General features: G+C 70.2%; 19 protein-coding genes and 1 pseudogene. 6 read left to right on the forward strand and 14 right to left on the reverse strand.

The genetic code is table 11. From position 1 onward, the window contains the following. The 3 genes from FGD71_RS37720 to FGD71_RS37730 all read left to right on the forward strand — a co-directional run. Positions 1-342: transaldolase family protein (locus tag FGD71_RS37720; RefSeq protein ID WP_276147180.1), on the forward strand; the 342-nt coding region annotated here is incomplete at its 5' end. A 164-nt stretch (positions 343-506) separates the two neighbouring features. Further along, positions 507-1,448, forward strand: a complete 942-nt coding sequence (locus tag FGD71_RS37725) for an LLM class flavin-dependent oxidoreductase (RefSeq protein ID WP_119105075.1) — start codon at positions 507-509, stop codon at positions 1,446-1,448. A gap of 159 nt (positions 1,449-1,607) precedes the next feature. Then, a complete protein-coding gene (locus tag FGD71_RS37730; protein WP_119105058.1) occupies positions 1,608-2,312 on the forward strand; it encodes an MOSC domain-containing protein in 705 nt (234 codons plus the stop codon). A gap of 87 nt (positions 2,313-2,399) precedes the next feature. Here the strand turns inward: FGD71_RS37730 and FGD71_RS37735 are convergent, their stop codons facing one another. The 4 genes from FGD71_RS37735 to FGD71_RS37750 form a co-directional block, all read right to left on the reverse strand. After that, positions 2,400-4,094, reverse strand: a complete 1,695-nt coding sequence (locus tag FGD71_RS37735; RefSeq protein WP_119105059.1) for an amidohydrolase — start codon at positions 4,092-4,094, stop codon at positions 2,400-2,402. Positions 4,095-4,194: 100 nt separating this feature from the next. Next, on the reverse strand, positions 4,195-5,175 hold the full coding sequence (locus tag FGD71_RS37740; protein ID WP_119105060.1) for an ABC transporter permease: 981 nt from the start codon (positions 5,173-5,175) through the stop codon (positions 4,195-4,197). Then, complete coding sequence (locus FGD71_RS37745; protein WP_119105061.1) at positions 5,172-6,866, reverse strand: sugar ABC transporter ATP-binding protein; 1,695 nt, start codon at positions 6,864-6,866, stop codon at positions 5,172-5,174. The genes FGD71_RS37740 and FGD71_RS37745 overlap by 4 nt, the downstream gene beginning before the upstream one ends. Beyond that, complete coding sequence (locus FGD71_RS37750) at positions 6,863-7,921, reverse strand: sugar ABC transporter substrate-binding protein (protein WP_119105062.1); 1,059 nt, start codon at positions 7,919-7,921, stop codon at positions 6,863-6,865. Before FGD71_RS37750 ends, FGD71_RS37745 begins: the two co-directional genes overlap by 4 nt. A 320-nt stretch (positions 7,922-8,241) precedes the next feature. Between FGD71_RS37750 and FGD71_RS37755 the strand changes: the two genes are divergently transcribed. Next, positions 8,242-9,273, forward strand: a complete 1,032-nt coding sequence (locus FGD71_RS37755; protein WP_119105063.1) for a helix-turn-helix transcriptional regulator — start codon at positions 8,242-8,244, stop codon at positions 9,271-9,273. 17 nt (positions 9,274-9,290) lie between these two features. Here FGD71_RS37755 and FGD71_RS37760 read toward each other — a convergent pair whose 3' ends face one another. The 3 genes and pseudogenes from FGD71_RS37760 to FGD71_RS37770 all read right to left on the reverse strand — a co-directional run. Continuing rightward, complete coding sequence (locus FGD71_RS37760) at positions 9,291-9,671, reverse strand: hypothetical protein (protein WP_119105064.1); 381 nt, start codon at positions 9,669-9,671, stop codon at positions 9,291-9,293. After that, positions 9,668-11,380, reverse strand: a complete 1,713-nt coding sequence (gene ctaD / locus FGD71_RS37765) for an aa3-type cytochrome oxidase subunit I (RefSeq protein ID WP_119105065.1) — start codon at positions 11,378-11,380, stop codon at positions 9,668-9,670. The genes FGD71_RS37760 and ctaD overlap by 4 nt, the downstream gene beginning before the upstream one ends. A gap of 108 nt (positions 11,381-11,488) precedes the next feature. Continuing rightward, a pseudogene (locus tag FGD71_RS37770) lies at positions 11,489-11,689 on the reverse strand (CHAT domain-containing protein); the annotation flags it as partial. 119 nt (positions 11,690-11,808) lie between these two features. Here FGD71_RS37770 and FGD71_RS37775 point away from each other — a divergent pair. Together FGD71_RS37775 and FGD71_RS37780 are read left to right on the forward strand one after the other, a co-directional pair. Beyond that, positions 11,809-12,165: a YciI family protein gene (locus FGD71_RS37775; RefSeq protein WP_119105067.1), complete on the forward strand. Its 357-nt coding sequence runs from the start codon at positions 11,809-11,811 to the stop codon at positions 12,163-12,165. A gap of 8 nt (positions 12,166-12,173) precedes the next feature. Next, the gene (locus tag FGD71_RS37780; RefSeq protein WP_119105068.1) at positions 12,174-13,394 is read left to right on the forward strand and encodes an RNA polymerase sigma factor; all 1,221 of its coding nucleotides are present in this window, start codon (positions 12,174-12,176) and stop codon (positions 13,392-13,394) included. A 28-nt stretch (positions 13,395-13,422) separates the two neighbouring features. Here the strand turns inward: FGD71_RS37780 and FGD71_RS49375 are convergent, their stop codons facing one another. The 7 genes from FGD71_RS49375 to FGD71_RS37815 all read right to left on the reverse strand — a co-directional run. Beyond that, positions 13,423-13,980 carry a TIGR03086 family metal-binding protein gene (locus tag FGD71_RS49375; protein WP_119105069.1) on the reverse strand — a complete coding sequence of 186 codons (558 nt, stop codon included), beginning with the start codon at positions 13,978-13,980 and terminating at the stop codon, positions 13,423-13,425. Positions 13,981-13,984: 4 nt separating this feature from the next. Beyond that, entirely contained in the window at positions 13,985-14,515 is a 531-nt protein-coding gene (locus FGD71_RS49380; RefSeq protein WP_119105070.1) for an SRPBCC family protein, read from the reverse strand. Continuing rightward, entirely contained in the window at positions 14,512-14,871 is a 360-nt protein-coding gene (locus tag FGD71_RS37795; RefSeq protein ID WP_119105071.1) for an ArsR/SmtB family transcription factor, read from the reverse strand. The genes FGD71_RS49380 and FGD71_RS37795 overlap by 4 nt, the downstream gene beginning before the upstream one ends. A gap of 75 nt (positions 14,872-14,946) precedes the next feature. Continuing rightward, entirely contained in the window at positions 14,947-15,999 is a 1,053-nt protein-coding gene (locus tag FGD71_RS37800) for an ABC transporter ATP-binding protein (RefSeq protein WP_119105072.1), read from the reverse strand. Next, the gene (locus tag FGD71_RS37805; protein WP_119105073.1) at positions 15,996-17,096 is read right to left on the reverse strand and encodes an ABC transporter ATP-binding protein; all 1,101 of its coding nucleotides are present in this window, start codon (positions 17,094-17,096) and stop codon (positions 15,996-15,998) included. Before FGD71_RS37805 ends, FGD71_RS37800 begins: the two co-directional genes overlap by 4 nt. After that, positions 17,089-18,057 (reverse strand): ABC transporter permease, encoded by a 969-nt coding sequence (locus tag FGD71_RS37810; RefSeq protein WP_119105074.1) that lies wholly within the window; start codon positions 18,055-18,057, stop codon positions 17,089-17,091. The genes FGD71_RS37805 and FGD71_RS37810 overlap by 8 nt, the downstream gene beginning before the upstream one ends. Before the next feature lie 3 nt (positions 18,058-18,060). After that, the coding region (locus FGD71_RS37815) for an ABC transporter permease (protein WP_140936045.1) at positions 18,061-19,018 on the reverse strand (958 nt) is incomplete at its 5' end.

The raw sequence follows: 19,018 nt of genomic DNA on the forward strand, positions 1-19,018 counted from the left end.
AACAAGCAGCGCCCGCTGTGGGCCTCGACCGGCGTCAAGGACCCGGCGTACAAGGACACCCTGTACGTCGACGAGCTGGTCGCCCCGGGCACCGTCAACACCATGCCGGAGGCCACTCTGCTCGCCGTCCAGGACCAAGGCCGGATCAGGGGCAACACCATCGCCGGTACCTACGCGCAGGCCCGCGCCGACCTCGACGCGGTCGAGAAGCTCGGGATCTCCTACGACAGTGTCGTACAGGCCCTGGAGGCTGACGGGATCAAGAAGTTCCAGCAGTCCTGGGACAGCCTGCTGACCGCTGTCAGGTATGCGTGTCCACATCGGGCCGACAGTCTGCTGTGACGTCTCCGGGGTGGCTGGGGACTTATTCCGGACGGAGATTGTTTGGGATCAAACTATATGGAAGGGTGGGCGCATCGCACGATGCGCCGGCCGTGCGTCCCGTCGCCGGGCCGGATTTTCTCGTCACCACCAACGCCGTGCTCGGCGAGCGAAGGAACTCCGTGATGACCACCACCCCACGCATGCTGCTCGTCCTCAGTGAGAACTGGACACTGACCGGTGGACAGGCCGATCTCCCCGCCGCCGTGCGGTGGGCACGAGAAGCCGAGGACGCGGGCTTCGACTCGGTCATGGTCAGCGAGCACATCGTCCTCGGCCCCGACGCGGCCGCCGCCGGCATCATGGGCAATCCCCGCGACTACGCCCTCCCTGGCAACCAGGACCCGTTCACCCCCTGGCCGAACTCACTGCTCCTGCTCGCCTCCATCGCCTCCGTCACCGAGCGCCTGCGGTTGGCCGCCGCGGCCGTGCTCGCACCGCTGCGGCACCCGCTGCTCCTCGCCCGCGAACTCGGCACACTCGACCTGATCAGCGAGGGGCGACTGCTCGTGCAGCCCACGGTCAGCTGGAGCAAGGACGAGTACGACGCCCTGGGAGTGCCGTTCGGCAGGCGTGGGCGACTGCTCGACGAGCACCTGGAGGTCTGGGCGAAGGCCTGGGGCCCGTCCCCGATCTCCCACGACAGCGAGCACTACCCGTTCCGGGACGTCTACTTCGAGCCCAAGGCGTACCGCCCGGACGGGCCGAGGCTGTGGTTCGGCGGCCAGCGCCTGCACGGCCCTGTCCTGCGCCGACTGGTGAAGTACGGCCACGGCTTCCACCCGCTGGGCCGGCCGGCACCGGAGGACCTGCAGACGCTCAAGGAGGCGATGGCCGCGGCCGGCCGGGACATCACCGACCTGGAGATGATCGGCGGCACCCAGGCCGTCTTCCCAGACGACCACGCACCGGCCGACCTCGGAGCCGCCCTCGCCTCCCTCCCGCGCCAACTGGAGGAGGGCTTCACCACCTTCTGCATCAAGCCCAACCAGTTCATCGACGACCCGAAGGGGGTCGGCGCGTTCTGTCGCGAGGTGATGCGACGGGTGGAGGCGCTGACCACCTGAGCCGGAGCTCGCCTCTCCACCAGAACGCCTCGTCGGGCTACTCCGTTGTACGCGAGAAGTGATCTCTGTGGCGCGGATGATGTTGGAGACTGTTCCTCGAGGCGGCCGGCAACGCGGCGAGCCCTGCTTCGGTGTGAGGCCAGGGGGTGGACGGTGAACATGAGTCTGGGCACGGTCGAACGGATTTGGCGGTATCCGATCAAGTCGACGGGCGGTGAGTTGCTGCAGCGGGCCGACATCGATGCCCGCGGAGTCGTGGGCGACCGCCTGTACGCGGTGCGGGACGGCGACGGCAAGTTCGGTTCGGGGAAGAACACGCGCCGTTTCCGGCGGATGCCTGGTCTGCTGCGGCTCGGCTCCCGCTACTTACAAGGGGCCGATGAGCCGGAACTGCTTGACCCGTACGGTGTGCCGGTGGCCGATGCCGCCGCGTTCCTGCGTCACTACCTGGGCCGGGACGACGTCGACGTGGCCCGGGAGGGGACGGTCTCGCACTTCGACCAGCTACCGCTGAGTGTGCTGACCACTGCCACTTTGGACTGGGTGCGGTCGGCCGTACCGGGAATCGCCGTCGATGAGCGCCGGTTCCGGCCCAACCTTCTGGTGCGGACGCCACCTGGCACGCCTGCGTTCGTGGAGGACCAGTGGTTCGGCGCCAAGGCGCGGATCGGCCGGATGGCATGTGTGGAGTTCGTACGCTCCAGCGAGCGCTGCGTCATGGTCAACGAAGCCCAGCAGGATCTGCCCCAGTCCCCGCTGGTGTTGCGGGCCATCGCCCAGGGGCACGACATGCGGTTGGACGCGCTGGGCACAGTGATCGAGCCGGGAACCGTGCAGCTCGGAGACGCGGTCACCCTGATCTGAAGAGGGTCTCATGACGGTCTGACAGGCAGTTCAGCGCTAGAAATCGGAAGACGCCTGAGCCCCGTCCGGACTCGGAAGCTCCGGGCACTACCGTTCGAAGACGACCCGTCCGTCGAACACCGTGAGGTCCACCTCGACCTGAGTGATGTCATGCGGGTCCAGGTCCAGCAGCGGGCGGTCCAGGACGCACAGGTCCGCCACCTTGCCGGGCTCGATCGTGCCCTTCCAGTCGTCGGCGAAGTCCTGCCACGCCGCGTTGGCCGTATAGGCGCGCAGGGCCTCGGCGAGGCTCACGCACTGCTCGGGGCCGCTGGGCCTGCCGCTGGCCTTGGACTCGCGCAGCAGCATCGAGGCCACGCCCTGGCGCCAGTCGGGCTCGGTGATCGGCGCGTCCGAACTGGCGCACACCGTGACACCGGCCTCCACGGCGGACCGTACCGGCCACTCGTAGGCCGAGCGCTCGGGTCCCACGACCATCTCCATGAGGTCCGAGATGGTCCACTTGATGGCGGGGTTCATATTGATGCCGTAGCCGTTCGCGGCCAGCTTCGCCAGGCTGTCCGCGCCGACGAAGTCGCCGTGGATGACGTAGTGCCGGGCGTCGGGTCGGGGCGCGGCCACATCAGCGGCGATGAACGCGTCGACGACCGTGTCGATCGCCCGGTCACCCGTGACGTGCACGCCGAGTTGGAAGCCCGCCTCGTGCGCGACGCGGATCATCTCGCGCAGTTCGCTCACCTGGAGCGCGGGCGTGTCGCCGTGCACGCACAGCGAGCCGTGGCCGCCGTCGACGTACGGCTCGTTCATCCAGGCCGTACGGTTCGGGGGTACCCCGTCGGCGAAGATCTTGACGCCGATGGCCCGCAGCAACCGCGGATCGGCGGACTGCGGACGCCGCAGCTCGGCCAGGCCCTTGCGTACGTCGTCGGCGGAGCCGCCCATGGGTGCCGGCAGCAGCAACACGCTGACGCGGGCGCCGAGTTCACCGTCCTCGGCGAGCTCGGCGTACGCGCTCCAGTTGTCGGTGCTCAGACCGCCGAACAGGGTCTCGGTGCCGCCGGGGCCGAGGCCGGGCTCGGTGTAGCTGGTGATGCCGCGCGAGTGGAGTTCGCGGATCACGCCCTGGATGGCCTGGCGGCGCTGGGCGACGGTGGGGGAGGGGAGGGCAGCCTGGACGAGCAGTTGGGCGGCCTCGCGCAGGATGCCGCTGGGCTGCCCGTCCGGTTCGAGGTCGATGACCCCGCCCGGCGGCGTACTGCCCGCGTCGATCCCGCACTGGCGCAGGGCCGCGCTGTTCGCCCACACCATGTGCTGGGAGAAGTCGGTCAGGCAGACCGGGTTGTCCGGCGCCACCGCGTCCAGGTCGCGGCGGTGAGGGAAGCGTTCGGGGTCGGCGAGGCACTCGGCGAGATAGCCGGGGTCCCAGCCGAGGCCGACGATCCACTCGCCGGGCCGTGCCGCCAGGACCGCCTGCTCCACGGTGGCGGCGACGTCGGAGATCGAACCCACCGCCGGATGGCTCACGTCGATGGCGAACGGCGGCTTCGTCATGCCGTACGCGGCCCCGTGCAGATGCGAGTCGTTGATGCCCGGAAGCACGGTCCGGCCGGCGAGTTCGACGATCCGGGTGCCGGGTCCGGCCAGGGCGCGCATCTCGGCATCGGTCCCGGTGGCGACGATGTCCCGGCCGCGAACGGCCACGCCTTCGGTGATCGTGAAGTCGCCGTCGACGGTGAGAACCTGACCACCCGTCAGGATGAGAGTCGGAGCCGTGTCGCTCACGTGGAGACCTCTTTCATGGACTTTCTTGGACTTGCATGGACGCGATTCGCTGCGTGGAGTGGTGCGGGGTTGGGGGGAGAGGGAACGCCGGGGGACGGGGTCAGCGTGCCGTCCGTGGCGCGAAGTAGGCGAGCGCGGCACCCGCCACCAGGGCGATGCCTTGGGCCATCTGCTGCCAGAACGTCGGCACGTTCAGCAGGGTCAGACCGTTCTGGAGGCCTCCGAGGAAGAGCACGCCGAGCAGCACGCCGAGGACCGAGCCCGAACCGCCGCTGAGCGCGACCCCGCCCAGCAACACGGCGGTGAGCACGGTCAGTTCGAAACCGGCGCCCGAGGTCCCGGCGACCGCGCTGTCCAGTACCGAGGCCTTGATGGCGCCGGCCAGCGCCGCCGCCACTCCCGTCACCACGAACAGCGCGAACGGCGTACGGCGGACGTTGATGCCCGAGAGGTAGGCGGCCTCCCGGTTGACGCCGACGGCGAACACATGCCGTCCGGCCGGGGTGAGCGCCAGGAACAGGGCGCCCGCCAGGAGGACGAGCCCGGCGACGACGACCGGCGCGGCGATCCCGGCGATCCGGGACCCGCCGAGCCAGGCGAACCCGGAGCCGAAGCCGCTCAGCGGCAGCGGGAAGAGCTGCTGGGCGAAGCCCCGTACGGCGGCCAGCATGCCGAGCGTCACGATGAACGCCGACAGACCGAGGTAGCAGCACAGCACGCCGTTCACGGCACCCACCGCCGCACCGGCGGCGAGCGCGCCCAGTACGGCGACGACAGGCGACTGCCCCTGCCCCGCCAGCCAGCCCGCGACGAGCCCGCCGAGGGCGAGTGTCGAGCCGACCGACAGGTCGAGGTATCCGCTGATGACCAGCAGGGCCAGCGGCACGGCCACGATGGCGAGGGTGGCGGCGTCGGTGGCGATACCGGACAGGTTGGCCGGATCGAGGAAACTGCCCGTGGTCAGCTGGAAGACCAGCACCATGGCGGCCAGTACGGCGATGAGCGGGTGGCGCCGTACGACGCTCAGGCCGACCGGACTGAACGCGCGGGGTCGGCCGAGGGCGGGGTCGACGGTGGTCATACTGCTCCTTGAGCGGGCGAAGACGAAGGCGGAGGCGGAGGCGGAGGCGAGAGCGGGGGCGCGGAACCGGCGCCGGCTTCGTGGACCGCCGACAGCAGGGCCTGTTCGGTGAGTTCGGCTCCGGACAACTCGCCGACGACACGGCCGCCGGCGACGACCAGACAGCGGTCGGCGAGCGCGACGATCTCCTCCGGGTCGCTGGAGGCGAACAGCACGCCCGTTCCCCGCTCGGCGGCCAGTGAGGACACGACCCGGTAGATCTCCTGCCGGGCGCCGACGTCGACGCCCTGGGTGGGTTCGTCCAGCAGCAGGACGTCGACACCGCGCACGTCGTTGATCCACCGGCCGAGGACGAGCTTCTGCTGGTTGCCGCCGGAGAACGCGGCGGCGGACAGCTTCGGCCGGGCGGGTCGCAGCCCCACCGCTCCGGCCAGCGCGTCGAAGGCCCGGCGCTCGGCACCGCGGGCCCGCACCCCGTAGCGGGAGAGCGAACCCACGGCGGGCAGCAGCGCGTTGTCCTGCGCGCTCAGCGTCGGGAACAGCCCCTGCCGACGCCGGTCAGCCGGTACGAGGGCGATCCCGGCGGCCAGCGCCTGGGCGGGCCGGGCGGGCGCGACGACTCGCTTGCCGACCCGCAAGGTGCCGCCTGAGGCACGGCGCCTGCCGAACAGGGTCTCCAGCAGCCGCGTACGACCGGAGCCGATGAGCCCGTACAACCCGACGCGCTCACCCTCGGCGACGGTGAGGGAGACGGGCCCGAATCCGGCGCCACACAGCCCGTCCACGGTGAGCCGGGGCGGGCCCGAGACGCGACCACGCTCCTGCGGGCGCTCACCGGCGGGTTCCGCCGACGACCGGCCGGCGATCCGTTCGGCCGGTGCTGTCGGGGACTTGCCGGCGATGTCTTCGGCCGGATCACCCGGTGAACGGTCACCGGTCACCCCGGCGGTATCGCCCGGTAGCCCCGCCGTCTCCCCGACGATCGCCTTCACCAGCTCGCGCCGCGACTGCCCCGACACCGCCGAATGGTGCGTGACCCGCCCGTCCCGCAGCACCGTCACGGCGTCCGCGAGCCGTTCCACCTCCGACAGCAGATGGGTGACGTACACGATCGCCAGCCCCTGGGCGCGCAGGTCCTCGACCCGTTCGGCCAGGGCATCGCTCTCGGCGCCCGACAGGGCGGCGGTCGGTTCGTCGAGTACCAGCACCGACGCGCTTCGGCTCAGCGCCTTGGCGATCTCCACCAACTGCCGCTGGCCCATGGACAGTTCACCCACCCGGTCACGTGGCGAGCAACTGGCGGCGACCCGTTCCAGAAGCCCGGCCGCGACCTCCTCCTGCGCCCGGCGGTTGACCGTGCCGTACCGGGTCCACTCCTGGCCGAGGAAGATGTTCTCGGACACCGTGAGCGCGTCGACCACACTCAGCGTCTGGAAGATGATCGCCACTCCCGCGGAGATCGACTCGCGCGGACTCAGCCGTGTGTACGAGGCCCCGCCCACCTCGATGGTGCCGGCGTCGGGTGGGTAGGCGCCGCCCAGGCATTTGATCAGGGTGGACTTGCCGGCGCCGTTGTGGCCGAGCAAGGCGTGGACCTGTCCCATCGGCACGGTCAGGTCCACGCCGTCCAGTGCCCGGACACCGCCGAACGACTTGGTCAGTCCGCGGATCCGGAGGCTCGGCTCCGTCATGAGGTCCCCTGGGAGTTCTGCGCCAGCAGCGCGTCGATCTCCTTGTCGTCGCCGTGCTGGACGAGGGCGATCGGCACCTCGGCGCTGGGGTTCGCCTTGCCGGCGGCGACGGCGCGCGGTACGTCGACGATGGCGCCCGCGATGTCCTTCGGCGCCAGTGCGGCCGAGGCCCGGTAGAACGTGCCCTGCTTGATCGCGAGGAGGGAGGGCGCCGAGCCGTCCTGACCGCCGACGAAGGTCTTGCCGTGATCCTTCGAACGGCCCGCCTGCTGCAGCGCCTTGAAGCCGCCGTAGGCGGACGCGTCCGTCACCCCGAGGACGATGTTGAGGTCGGGATGTTTGGCGAGGATCGCCTTGGTCTTGGCCAGACCGGTGTCCGGATCGATGGCCTGCTCCCGTGCGACCACGTCGACCCCGGGCGCCAGCTTCGTGAAGGCGTCGATCATTCCCTTGGTGCGCTCCCGGCCCAGCTCGATCGTGCTGTCGGTGAGAAAGGCGATCTTGCCCTTCCCGCCGAGGTTCTGCTCGGCCCACTCGGCCGCGGCCCGCCCGAGCAGGGTGCCGCCCTCGCGGAAGCTGAACTGGATGTCGGCGCTCTGGTGCTCCAGGGAACCGCCGTACGTCACCCAGATCAGCCCCGCGTCCATCGCCGCCTTGGCGATGGGCTCGGCGGCCTCGAAGACCATCGGGAACGACACGATGGCCGGCACCTTCCGCGCGACCCAGGTGTTGAGATTGGTGGCCTGCGTGTCCGCGTTGCTCGCGTCGCTCGTCGTGAGGAGGGAGATCCCGTGCTTCTTCGCACCGGCGGTGGAGAGCTTCACCAGCGTCGAGTAGAGCGGGAGCTGGGTGAACGGATAGTCCAGGCCGATCTTCGTCAGGCGTGCGGCCGTGGCCGCGGTGCCGTTCGCGGCGGCCTTGTCCGACGCTGCGGAGCCGCTGGGTGCCGAGCAGCCCGCGGCGGTCAGGGCGGTGGCCGCGACGGCGGCGCCGGACCAGGACAGGAAGTGTCTGCGCGAGGTCACCGAGTCGACGGGGTACCGGGGTGTGGTCATTGCGGGCTCTCCAGAAGATGTGCCCGTCGTGGCGGGCGTCCGGCTGTGCCGAACAGAAAAGCCCTCCGTGCCCCGCCGCACCATCCGTACAAATACCGACTGAGTGCGGGGGCGGTCGGACCGCGGCCGGTGTGATGTGGCTCGGGGCGGTCTTGGGCCGGTTGTGGTGCGGTGACGGCCTGATGGTGATGCGGGACGGCGTGGGACGGACAGGGGCCAATCCGGTCACGGAGCGGCGAACGCCTTGCCCGGTACGGCCCTCACCCCTATCGTTAGGGCCCAAACGGTTCCGTGTTCCTGGGCCACTCACGGAGGCTCGCATGCTCAGCCACCACCAGATCGCGGCCGCCACCCGGATCGGCATGCTCACGCGCGAGCGCGACACCGCGGCGGCCTGCGCCGAGGCGCTGCACGAACTCGGCCGCGCCCTGCCCCTCGACGCGGCGACCCTGCTGGGCATCGACCCGCTGACGGGAGCGCACGTCCAGGTCGCGGGCATCGGCTACACCGCCGAGACGTCCCAGGCGCTGGCCGCGGAGTTCGTGGCGACGCCGTGGTACCTCAACGTCGTACGGCAGGACGTCCCGCCGTCCATCTCCGAGGACGCCGACGACACCGGGCCGCGCTTCCGCAACGGCTGGTTCTACGCCGAGCGCGTCCGCCCTGCGGGGTTCCGCGACGGCGTGACCGGAGCCCTGCGCCACCGCGACCGCCTCGTCGGGCTGATCCACCTCTCCACGGAGGGCGCGGACGCCTACGACACCGACGCCCGTCGGCTGCTGGCCTCCGTCATGCCGGCCCTCGCGGCCCTCGCCGACCCCACGGCACGGACCGGCGACCTGTATGGCCTGCCGCCGGAGGGCGCGGCGAGTCTCGTCGCCGCCGAGGGGGTCGTCGACCTGCCCGGGCGCGACCGGGCCGGAGTGCTGCGGGACGAGGAGTTCGGCAACCTGGTGAGCGCCTTCGCCGCCACCGGCGGAGACCGGCTGCGTCTGCTGTGGCCTGTCGACGGCGCCTGGTACCGCGTAGCCCTCCACCGGCACACCGCTGGACCGGGCATCGTCGGCGAGGCGGTGCTGGTCCACGAGACGCCCACCGAACTGCTGCCGTACGGCCTCAGTCCCCGGGAGTTGGAGGTCCTCACGCGCGCGGCCACGGGCCAGACCAACCAGGCGATCGCCCAGGCGCTGTTCCTCTCCCCGCGCACCGTGCACAGCCACATCGAACACCTGCTCCGCAAGACCGGTTCCGCCTCCCGCGCCGAGGCAACCGCCCTCGCCGTACGGGACGGACTGCTCCGCCCCGCCCCCGAGCACCTCGACCGCTTCGTCGAGCGGACACCCTCCGGCTGACCGCGGTACACGGGTGGTCATTCGCCGAGGCAGGAGTACACCCAAGTGGTGAGGCAAACCGTCCAGAGCACAGCGGAACACACCGCGAGCGTGCTCAGCTTCCACAGCCGCACCCGCAGCACGGTGTAGCGGTTCTCGTACTCGTCTCGAAGCGAGTGGGCGCGGGACACCACCGTCCGCAGCATCCGGCGGGTGAGCCGCATCCGCTGCTCGGCATACACGCGGGCCACCTCCTCGTGCTGGGCGGTGGTCAGCCAGGGCAGCCGGTCGGCGAATTCCTTCCCCTCGCGGCGAGCGGTGTCCCATTCGGCCTGGACGAGCAGGAAGCCTTCGACCTCGTTGACCGTCGCAGCCGCGGCTTGCGGCGACAGCTCGCGCGTGTCGTCGTCCTGGCTCATGAGCGGTCGGCGTTGTCGCCGGCGGACGGGTCCATGGCGTCGCGTCGTCCGGTGAGTTCCGCCTGATCGAGGGCGGAGAGCCGCGGATGGTGCAGGTTGAACGCGGGCGACTCCGAGCGGATCTTCGGCAGGGTGACGAAGTTGTGGCGAGGCGGGGGGCAGGAAGTGGCCCACTCCAGGGACCTGCCGTACCCCCAAGGGTCGTCCACCTCGACGCGTTTGCCCGCTTTGGCGGTCTTCCAGACGTTGTAGAGGAAGGGCAGGGTCGACAGACCCAGCAGGAAGGAGCCGATGGAGGAAATGGTGTTGAGGGCGGTGAAGCCGTCGGCAGCCAGATAGTCCGCGTAGCGGCGGGGCATTCCCTCGGCGCCGAGCCAGTGCTGCACGAGGAACGTCGTATGGAAACCGACGAACAGCGTCCAGAAGTGGATCTTTCCCAGGCGTTCGTCGAGCATCGTGCCGGTCATCTTCGGCCACCAGAAGTGGAAGCCGCCGAACATCGCGAAGACGATCGTGCCGAAGAGCACGTAGTGGAAGTGCCCCACCACGAAATAGGTGTCGGTGACGTGCCAGTCCAGTGGCGGGGAGCCCAGGATGACGCCGGTCAGCCCGCCGAAGAGGAACGTCACCAGGAAGCCGACCGCCCACAGCATCGGCGTCTCGAACGAGATGGACCCTTTCCACATCGTGCCGATCCAGTTGAAGAACTTGACGCCCGTCGGCACGGCGATCAGGTAGGTCAGGAAGGAGAAGAAGGGCAGAAGTACCGCGCCGGTGGCGAACATGTGGTGCGCCCATACGGTGGCGGACAATGCGGTGATCGCGATGGTCGCGCCGACCAGGCCCATGTAACCGAAGATCGGCTTGCGGGAGAACACGGGCAGGATCTCCGACACCACTCCGAAGAACGGCAGCGCCAGGATGTAGACCTCCGGGTGACCGAAGAACCAGAACAAGTGCTGCCACAGAAGGGCCCCGCCGTTCGCGGAGTCGAAGACCTGGGCTCCGAAACGCCGGTCGGCCTCAAGTACCAGGAGCGCGGCGGCCAGCACCGGAAAGGCCAGCAGCACCAGGACCGAGGTCAGCAGCACGTTCCAGGTGAAGATCGGCATGCGGAACATCGTCATGCCGGGAGCGCGCATGCAGATGATCGTGGTGATGAAGTTGACCGCGCCGAGGATGGTGCCGAAGCCGGCCAGCGCCAGCCCCATGATCCACATATCGGCGCCGATGTACGGAGTGCGTTCCCCGCCATTGAGGGGCGCGTACGCGGTCCATCCGTAGTCCGCGGTGCCGCTCGGGGTGAGCAGGCTGCCGACGACGATGAGCCCGCCGAAGAGGAACAGCCAGTAGGACAGCATGTTCAGCCGGGGGAAAGCCACATCCGGGGAGCCGATCTGCAGCGGCATGACCGCGTTGGCGAACCCGGCGAACGTCGGGGTCGCGAACAGCAGCAGCATCACGGTGCCATGCAGCGTGAACGCCTGGTTGTACTGCTCCGGGGACAGCAACTGGAGCCCCGGGCGGGCCAGTTCCGCCCGGAGCGCCAGTGCCAGAACCCCGCCGAACAGGAAGAACGCGAACGACGTGATGAGGTACAGATGCCCGATCTTCTTGTGATCGGTTGTCGTCATCCAGGAGACGATCACCTTGCCCACGCTGCGCCTTGCAACCGGTACGGGGGAGACCGGCTCTGTCACTGCGGCCATCGTCGTCCTTTGTGAAGAGACATTCGGCGCTTGACGCCCTTTTCCGGATCACGATGGCGTATTCGGGCTCAGTGGTGGGTGCATGCCACGCCGACCTCACCCGTGAGGCTACGGACCGCTGTGGATCAGGGACGCCCACAGGTGCGGTCGTTCGGTGTGCTCGGCGCGGGGCTCGCGGGTCACCCGGTGCAGGGCAACGGCTGCGGCGTCGGCGTCCTGTGCCGTGGCCAGGAGGCGGTAGAAACGGTCGGCTGCCGCCGCGGCGACCGCGTCGTTGGGCGGCCACAGGCCGGCGATCACATGGCGGAATCCGGCGAGTTGTGGCCCTCGGAAAAAGTCCGGGCGCGCTGTCGATACCGGCGGGCGCCGATCGTGTAGAGGGTGAGAGGCCGGACCAACGGAGTCGGCCCAGGACCGAGGAGCCCGACATGAAGCACTACCTGCTCGCCATGCACCAGCCCGTCGGTGACCCGCCGCCGCCCGACGTCCTGGACCCGATCATGCGGGACCTCGACACGGTGAGGGAGGAGATGAAGGCGGCCGGCGTATGGGTCTTCGACGGCGGCCTGCACGGCCCCGATGCCTCCACCGTGGTGCGGCTGCGCGACGGCGAGGTGCTCACCACCGACGGCCCGTACACCGAGGGCAAGGAGCACCTCGGCGGGTTCACCGTCATCAAGGCGCCCGACCTCGACGCCGCGCTCGCGTGGGCCCGCAAGCAGGCCGAGGCCGTGCGGTTGCTGCCCATCGAGGTACGGCCGTTCCAGGGCGAGGCCGAGGACTGAGCGGCATCGTGCGGGACGCGTCCGCCGCTGACATCGACCGCGTGTTCCGGCAGGAGTACGGCCGCGCGGTCGCCGTCCTGGTCCGCTGCTTCGGCGACATCGACATCGCCGAGGAGGCGGTCCAGGACGCCTTCACCACGGCCGTCGGCCGCTGGCCCGAGACCGGTGTGCCGCCGAGCCCGGCCGGCTGGATCATCACCACCGCCCGCAACCGGACCATCGACCGCCTCCGTAAGGAGGCCAGGCGCGAGGAGCGGCAGGCCCAGGCAGCACTTCTGTACGCCCGGGACGCCGAGGCGGCCGAGGAGGGCCCTGTGCGCGACGACCGGCTCCGACTGATCTTCACCTGCTGCCACCCCGCCCTCGCCCCCGCCGCCCGGGTCGCGCTGACGCTCCGCCTGCTCGGCGGCCTGAGCACCGCGGAGATCGCCCACGCCTTCCTGGTGGCGGAGCCGACGATGGCCCAGCGCCTGGTCCGGGCCAAGGGCAAGATCCGCGACGCCCGCATCCCGTACCGGGTGCCGAAGGACGCCGACCTGCCCGAGCGGCTGCGGGCCGTGCTGGCCGTCGTGTACCTGATCTTCAACGAGGGGCACACCGCCAGCTCCGGCGACGCGCTGACCCGGCCGGACCTGTGCGCGGAGGCCCTGCGCCTCGGGCGGCTGCTGGCAGAACTGATGCCGGACGAGCCCGAGGTACTGGGACTGCTCGCGCTCATGCTGCTCGTCGAGTCCCGCCGGCCGGCCCGTACGAACGAGAGCGGTGACCTGGTGCTCCTGGCCGACCAGGACCGCGGCCGATGGGACCGGGAACTCATCGCCGAGGGCCAGGCCCTGGTCCGCCGCTGCCTGCGCCGCGGCCGGCCGGGGCCGTACCAGATCCAGGCCGCGATCAACGCCGTCCACAGCGACGCGCCGACCGCGGACGCCACCGACTGGGGCCAGATCGTGCGGCTCTACGACCAGCTGATGGCCCTCGCCCCGACTCCGGTCGTCGCCCTCAACCGCGCGGTCGCCGTGGCGGAGACCGCGGGCCCGGCGGCGGCGCTGCCTCTGGTCGACGCCCTGGACCTGGACGGCTATCACGTCTTCCACGCCGTACGCGCCGACCTGCTGCGCCGCCTCGGCCGCACGGCGGAGGCGGCGCAGGCGTACGACAACGCCGCGGAACACACTGACAACGCCGCCGAGCGGGCGTACCTGCACCGTGCCCGAGACGCCCTGCGCTGACCCCGCCGGCGATGGCTCCCGGCGCTCTTCAGGGCTTGCGGCCGATGAAGGCGAGCAGGCGAGTCTGGACGTCGGCGTTCTCCGGCACCTCGACCCGCGGGCCGTACTGCCCGCTCGCACGCAGCACGTCGTCGAGCGGCAGCATCCCGTCGAGCAACTGGGCGCACTTGGCGGAATCGAGGTGTTCGTCCTGGCCGGTGGCCCGTGCCAGGTCCCAGGTGTGCATGAAGACGTCCGCGGTGTAGAAGCGGTCGACCGCCTGGTCCAGCGGGACCTCTCCGATGTGCGGGTTCGACAGCAGCTTGTGCGCGGTGGCCGGATCGTCGAGGAGGGCCTGAACCCCATCGCTGTGCACCGCCCAGGCGGCCACCGGGTCGTCGTCCACCGAGGGCCCCTTCGGCAGTTCGACCCCGGCGCCGGCCTTCAGGAAGTCGGGGAACCACTCGACGAGGTGACGGACGACGTCCCGGGCGGCCCACCCCTCGCACGGCGCCGGGCTGTCCCAGGCCGCTGGATCCGTGCCGCGCACGCGGTCGGTGAAGACCTGTGCCACGGCACGGTGCTCGTCTGCTGCTGTTCTGGCCATGAGCTCAGGATCCCGTCCCGGTGCGGTCGGCGCTGCCGCTCTGCTGGCCGCCGAGCAGCTCGTCAAGCCGCTCGTAGCCTTCGCGGACACCGACCTCCATGCCGCTCTTGAGCATCGCGTCGCGGGCTTCGACGGAGTCCATGAGAGACGTGCCGGTGACCCGGGTTCGGCCACCGAGGTCCTCGAAGAGGGCCGTCTCCAGGCTGACGCTGTCCGGAAAGCCCTCGTAGGTGAAGGTCTGCACGATGCGCTCGTTGGGGCGCACCTCGTGGAACGCACCGTAGAAGCCGTACTCGGTTCCGTCGTCGTCGCTGTGCACATAGCGGTAGGAGCCACCGGTGCGCGCGTCGTACTGGTCGATCCGCATCGTGAGGGCACGTGGGCCGAGCCACTGGACGATGAGATCGGGGTCGGTGTACGCCCGGAACACGCGCTCCGGCGGAGCGTCGAACTCGCGGATGATCACGATCTTGGGCAGAACCGGGTCGGCCACGATCTGCGTCTCGTTGCGGTGGGGTGTGTCGGTGCTGCTCATGATGCCTCCTTCGTAGGGGTGTCCGTCGCCGGTTGCTCGTCCATCTGTTCAAGAAGGGCATCGAGACGGCGAAACCGGTCCTCCGCCTCGCGCCGATAACGCTCGATCCATTTCGTCATCAGGTCGAAAACCTCTGCCTCGAGGTGGCAGGGCCGCCGCTGGGCGTCTCTGCTGCGACTGACCAGACCGGCGTCTTCCAGGACCTTGATGTGCTTGGACACGGCCTGCACCGTGACGTCGTACGGCTCGGCCAGTTCGTTGACCGTGGCGTCCCCGGCGGCGAGCCGGGCCACGATGTCGCGCCGAGTGGGGTCGGCCAGTGCGGAGAACACCAGCGACAGCCGGGCGTCGGTCACCTCGCACCTCCATGTTCAACCGGTTGGTTAAATACCCTACGCCCAAGCTCCGGGTTCTTCAACCGGTAGGTTGAACTAACGCTGTCCGTCGAGGGGGTAGTGACAGGCCGCGCGGCGGCCGGAGGCCGTCTCGGTGAGTCGGGGATGCTCCACCGCGCAGCGCTCGCGGGCGTACGGGCAGCGGGTGTGGAAGGTGCAGCCGGTGGGTTTCGCCACCGGGTTGGGCACTTCGCCGGTGAGGACGATGCGTTCCCGGCGGTGTGCGCCCGCGCCTTTCACGGTGGCGGGGCCGTCGTCTATCTCCGGGACCGCGGACATCAGCGCCTGCGTGTAGGGGTGGGCGGGGGCCGAGTACAGCGCCTCCGTGGCGGCGAGTTCGACGATCTCGCCCAGGTACATGACGGCTATCCGGTCCGATACGTGACGGACCACGCCGAGATCGTGGGCGATGAAGACGTAGGTGAGACCGAACTCCTCCTGGAGGTCGGCGAAGAGGTTCAGCACCTGGGCCTGGATCGACACGTCGAGGGCAGACACCGGTTCGTCGGCGACGATCAGCTTCGGGGAGGTGGCCAGTGCCCGGGCGATGCCGATGCGCTGGCGCTGGCCGCCGGAGAACTCGTGCGGGTACCGGTCCAGATGCGCCGAGGCCAGCCCCACGACGTCGAACAGCTCGGCGACCCGGCGTCGTACGGCTGCGGCGTCCCCGTACCGATGGATGAGCAGCGGCTCGGCCACGATGTCCCCCGCCCGGCGGCGGGGGTTGAGCGAGGCCTGCGGGTCCTGGAAGACCAGTTGCATGCCCGGGCGTATACGGCGCAGGCGGCGTGCGGACAGGGTGGTGATGTCCTGGCCGTCGAACTCGACCCGGCCGCTCGTGATGTCGGTCAGCCTGACCAGGCAGCGGCCCAGGGTGGACTTGCCGCAGCCCGACTCGCCGACGATGCCCAGCGTCTCCCCGCCGCGCACGTCCAGCGAGACTCCGTCCACCGCGCGCAGCACCCGCCGCCGCTTGGTGAGCGATTCCGCACGCAGGGGGTAGTGCTTGGCGAGATCCGAAGCGCGCAGCAGTACGTCCCCGCGCGGCCGGGCATCGGTGTCCGCTGCCACGATGTTCTGCGCTGTCACGGCGCCGCCTCCCGCTCTACGTCAGCCTTGTCGGCCCTTTCAGCCTTGCTGGCCCTGCCTGCGTGTTCCGCGGCGGCCGCGCCCGTCGCCGCCGCCCGTGCCGTAAGGCGCAGCGACGTACGGTCGTCGGCCGGCAGCCGACAGGCGTCGCGATGCGCGGGGGTGCCGGGGGCCGCGGAGAGTTCGGGGCGTTCGTCGCACCGTTCGTGCCGCAGCCGGCAGCGCGGCGCGAACGCGCACCCCTCCGGAAGGCTGTCCGGCGAGACGGGCACACCGGCGATGGTGGGCAGCCGCCGCAGCCGGGTCCCGCCGACGCGGGGTACCGAGTCGAGCAGCCCCCAGGTGTACGGGTGCCGCGGGACGTGGAACACCGCCTGGCGCGGTCCCTCCTCGGCGACTCGGCCGCCGTACATGACCAGGACCCGGTCGGCGATCTCGGAGACCACGCCCATGTCGTGCGTGATGAGCACGACCGCCGAGCCGCGTGCGTTCAACTCCCGCATCAGGTCGAGGATTTGGGCCTGGATCGTGACGTCCAGTGCGGTGGTCGGTTCGTCGGCGATCAGCAGCGCGGGCGAGCAGGCGAGGGCCATCGCGATGACCGCGCGCTGTCGCATGCCGCCGGAGAACTCGTGCGGGTAGGCGTTCACCCGTGAGGCCGCGTCGGGGATGCCGACGTCGGACAGCAGCTCCACCGCGCGGGCGTGTGCCTCTTTGCGGGACACCGGCTCGTGGGCCCGTATCTGCTCGGCGATCTGCCAGCCCACGGTGTAGACGGGGGTGAGTGCGGTCATCGGGTCCTGGAAGACCATGGCGATCTCCCGGCCCCGTATCGCGCGCATCTGCTTGTCGGGGAGGGAGAGCAAGTCGCGGCCACGGAAGAGGACTTCACCCGAGACGGTCACGTTCGGGTTGGTCAGCAGCCGCAGTACGGCCAGCATCGACACGCTCTTGCCGGAGCCCGACTCGCCCACGACGCCCAGGACTTCGCCGGGGGCCACCGAGAAGGAGAGGCCGTCGACGGCCGTGACCCGGCCACGGCGGGTACGGAACGACACCCGCAGATCGGTTACGTCCAGCAGGGGTTGGTCAGGCATGGCGGGCCCTCGGGTCGAGTCGCGCGTACAGGATGTCCACCAGTGCGTTGGCCAGGACCACGAAGAACGCCGCGTACAGGACCGTCCCCATGATCACGGGCAGGTCGAGGTTCTGCAGAGCGTCGAAGGTGAGTTTGCCGATGCCGGGCAGTCCGAAGACCACCTCGGTGAGCAGGGCGGCGCCGCCCACGAGCGCGCCGAAGTCCAGGCCGAACAGCGAGACGATGGGGATGAGCGAGCACCGCAGCGCGTGCCGGACGAGGATCCGTCGCTCGGACAGGCCCTTGGCCCGCGCGGTGCGTACGTAGTCCTCGTTCAGCGCGGTGACGACCTCTCCGCGCAGCAGCCGGGCGTAGATCCCGGCGTACAGCACCGACAGGGTCAGCCAGGGGAAGAGCAGGTGCAGCGCCCACTCGCCGGGGTTCTGGCTCAGCCCGACGTACCCGGGTGGCGGCACCCAGGAGAACACCGTGCCGTGCAACTGTTTCTGTGTGATCAGGTTGACGACCTCGCCCAGCCAGTAGGCGGGCAGCGACACACCGACCACCCCGACCAGCATGATCAGCGGGTCGACGGCCGTGCCGCGCATGGTCGCCGCAGCCGTGCCCATGAGGATCCCGACCGCCATCCAGAGGATGGCCGCGCCCACCACGAGCGACAGGGTCACCGGGGCCGCCTGCACGATCTGCGGGATGACGCGGGCGCCGCGGTTGACGAACGACTCCAGATCACGGTCGACCAGCAGGTGTTTCATCATCAGCAGGTAGCGGACGGGCATCGGCCGGTCGAGCCCGAAGGCGTGCCGTACCTGGGCCAGCGTGGCCGGGTCGGCGTTGCGGCCCGCGATGCGTGCCGCGGGGTCGACGCCGGGCGTGGCGAAGAAGATCAGGAACACCAGCACGCTGATCGCGAACATGACCAGCAGGGCCGAGAGGAAGCGCCGGGCAGCGAAGTACAGCATCCTTCACACCCCCCCGCGCAGCCGTGCGCTCGGGTCGAGCGCGTCCCGCACCCCGTCCCCGAGGACGTTGAGTGCCGCAGTGGTCAGGGCGATCAGCAGGCCCGGGGCGATGGTCACGGCGGGCCGGGTGTAGAGCAGCCCGAGGCCGTCCTCGATGATCGTGCCCCAACTGGCGTCGGGCGGCTGGACGCCGACGGACAGGAAGGACAGGGCCGACTCGGTGAGCATGGCCAGCGCGGTCATCAGGGGCACGAAGACGATCGCCGTCGGCAGGACGTTCGGCAGCACCTCCCGGCGCAGGACGCGCAGGGTCGGCGCGCCGGAGCCGATGGCCGCCTGGATGAACTCCTTGTTGCGCAGCACCATGACCTGGCCGCGCAACGGACGGGCGATGTACGGCACGTAGATCGCCGCGATGATCACGACGGGCAGCCACAGGCTCCCCGCCTCGACCGTGACCGGTCCCAGGCTCAGCCCGTCGGTGAGCAGAACGACCGACAGGCAGATGGCCAGCAGGTACACCGGGAACGCCCAGATCACATCCAGCACGCGCGAGACGACGGCGTCCACGACACCGCCCGCATAGCCCGCGACGACTCCGACGGCCCCGCCGACGACGACGGTCAGCACGGCCGCCGTCACGCCGATGAACAGGCTGGTGCGTCCGCCGTACAGCAGGCGGGCCATGACGTCGCGCCCCTGGTTGTCGGCGCCGAGGAAGTAGTGGCCCATGTCCCAGGTGGGGCCGATGGGCGTGACCCCGAGACCGAGGCCGGTGCTGCTGGGGGTGAGGACCGGCACCGTCTTGCCGTCCACGACCGTCGTGCCGGAGACGTGAGAGCGGAACGGGTCGGTGTGCGCGATGTGTTCCGCGTACAGCGGCGCGCACATGCACACCACGACGACGAGGAGCAGGACGACGGCGGCGGCCACCGCCGACCTGTTGCGCAACAGGTCGGCG

This window comes from Streptomyces sporangiiformans (assembly GCF_005768555.2).
Classification (GTDB): domain Bacteria; phylum Actinomycetota; class Actinomycetes; order Streptomycetales; family Streptomycetaceae; genus Streptomyces; species Streptomyces sporangiiformans.

Bases quoted from the DNA above. Each gene is read 5' to 3' on its own strand.
- FGD71_RS37750 (WP_119105062.1), bottom strand. From the start codon at position 7,921: ATGACCACACCCCGGTACCCCGTCGACTCGGTGACCTCGCGCAGACAC.
- FGD71_RS37810 (WP_119105074.1), bottom strand. From the start codon at position 18,057: ATGCTGTACTTCGCTGCCCGGCGCTTCCTCTCGGCCCTGCTGGTCATG.
- ctaD (WP_119105065.1), bottom strand. From the start codon at position 11,380: ATGGCCGCAGTGACAGAGCCGGTCTCCCCCGTACCGGTTGCAAGGCGC.
- FGD71_RS37755 (WP_119105063.1), top strand. From the start codon at position 8,242: ATGCTCAGCCACCACCAGATCGCGGCCGCCACCCGGATCGGCATGCTC.
- FGD71_RS37740 (WP_119105060.1), bottom strand. From the start codon at position 5,175: ATGACCACCGTCGACCCCGCCCTCGGCCGACCCCGCGCGTTCAGTCCG.
- FGD71_RS37730 (WP_119105058.1), top strand. From the start codon at position 1,608: ATGAGTCTGGGCACGGTCGAACGGATTTGGCGGTATCCGATCAAGTCG.
- FGD71_RS49375 (WP_119105069.1), bottom strand. From the start codon at position 13,980: ATGGCCAGAACAGCAGCAGACGAGCACCGTGCCGTGGCACAGGTCTTC.
- FGD71_RS37725 (WP_119105075.1), top strand. From the start codon at position 507: ATGACCACCACCCCACGCATGCTGCTCGTCCTCAGTGAGAACTGGACA.
- FGD71_RS37775 (WP_119105067.1), top strand. From the start codon at position 11,809: ATGAAGCACTACCTGCTCGCCATGCACCAGCCCGTCGGTGACCCGCCG.
- FGD71_RS37805 (WP_119105073.1), bottom strand. From the start codon at position 17,096: ATGCCTGACCAACCCCTGCTGGACGTAACCGATCTGCGGGTGTCGTTC.
- FGD71_RS37745 (WP_119105061.1), bottom strand. From the start codon at position 6,866: ATGACGGAGCCGAGCCTCCGGATCCGCGGACTGACCAAGTCGTTCGGC.
- FGD71_RS49380 (WP_119105070.1), bottom strand. From the start codon at position 14,515: ATGAGCAGCACCGACACACCCCACCGCAACGAGACGCAGATCGTGGCC.
- FGD71_RS37760 (WP_119105064.1), bottom strand. From the start codon at position 9,671: ATGAGCCAGGACGACGACACGCGCGAGCTGTCGCCGCAAGCCGCGGCT.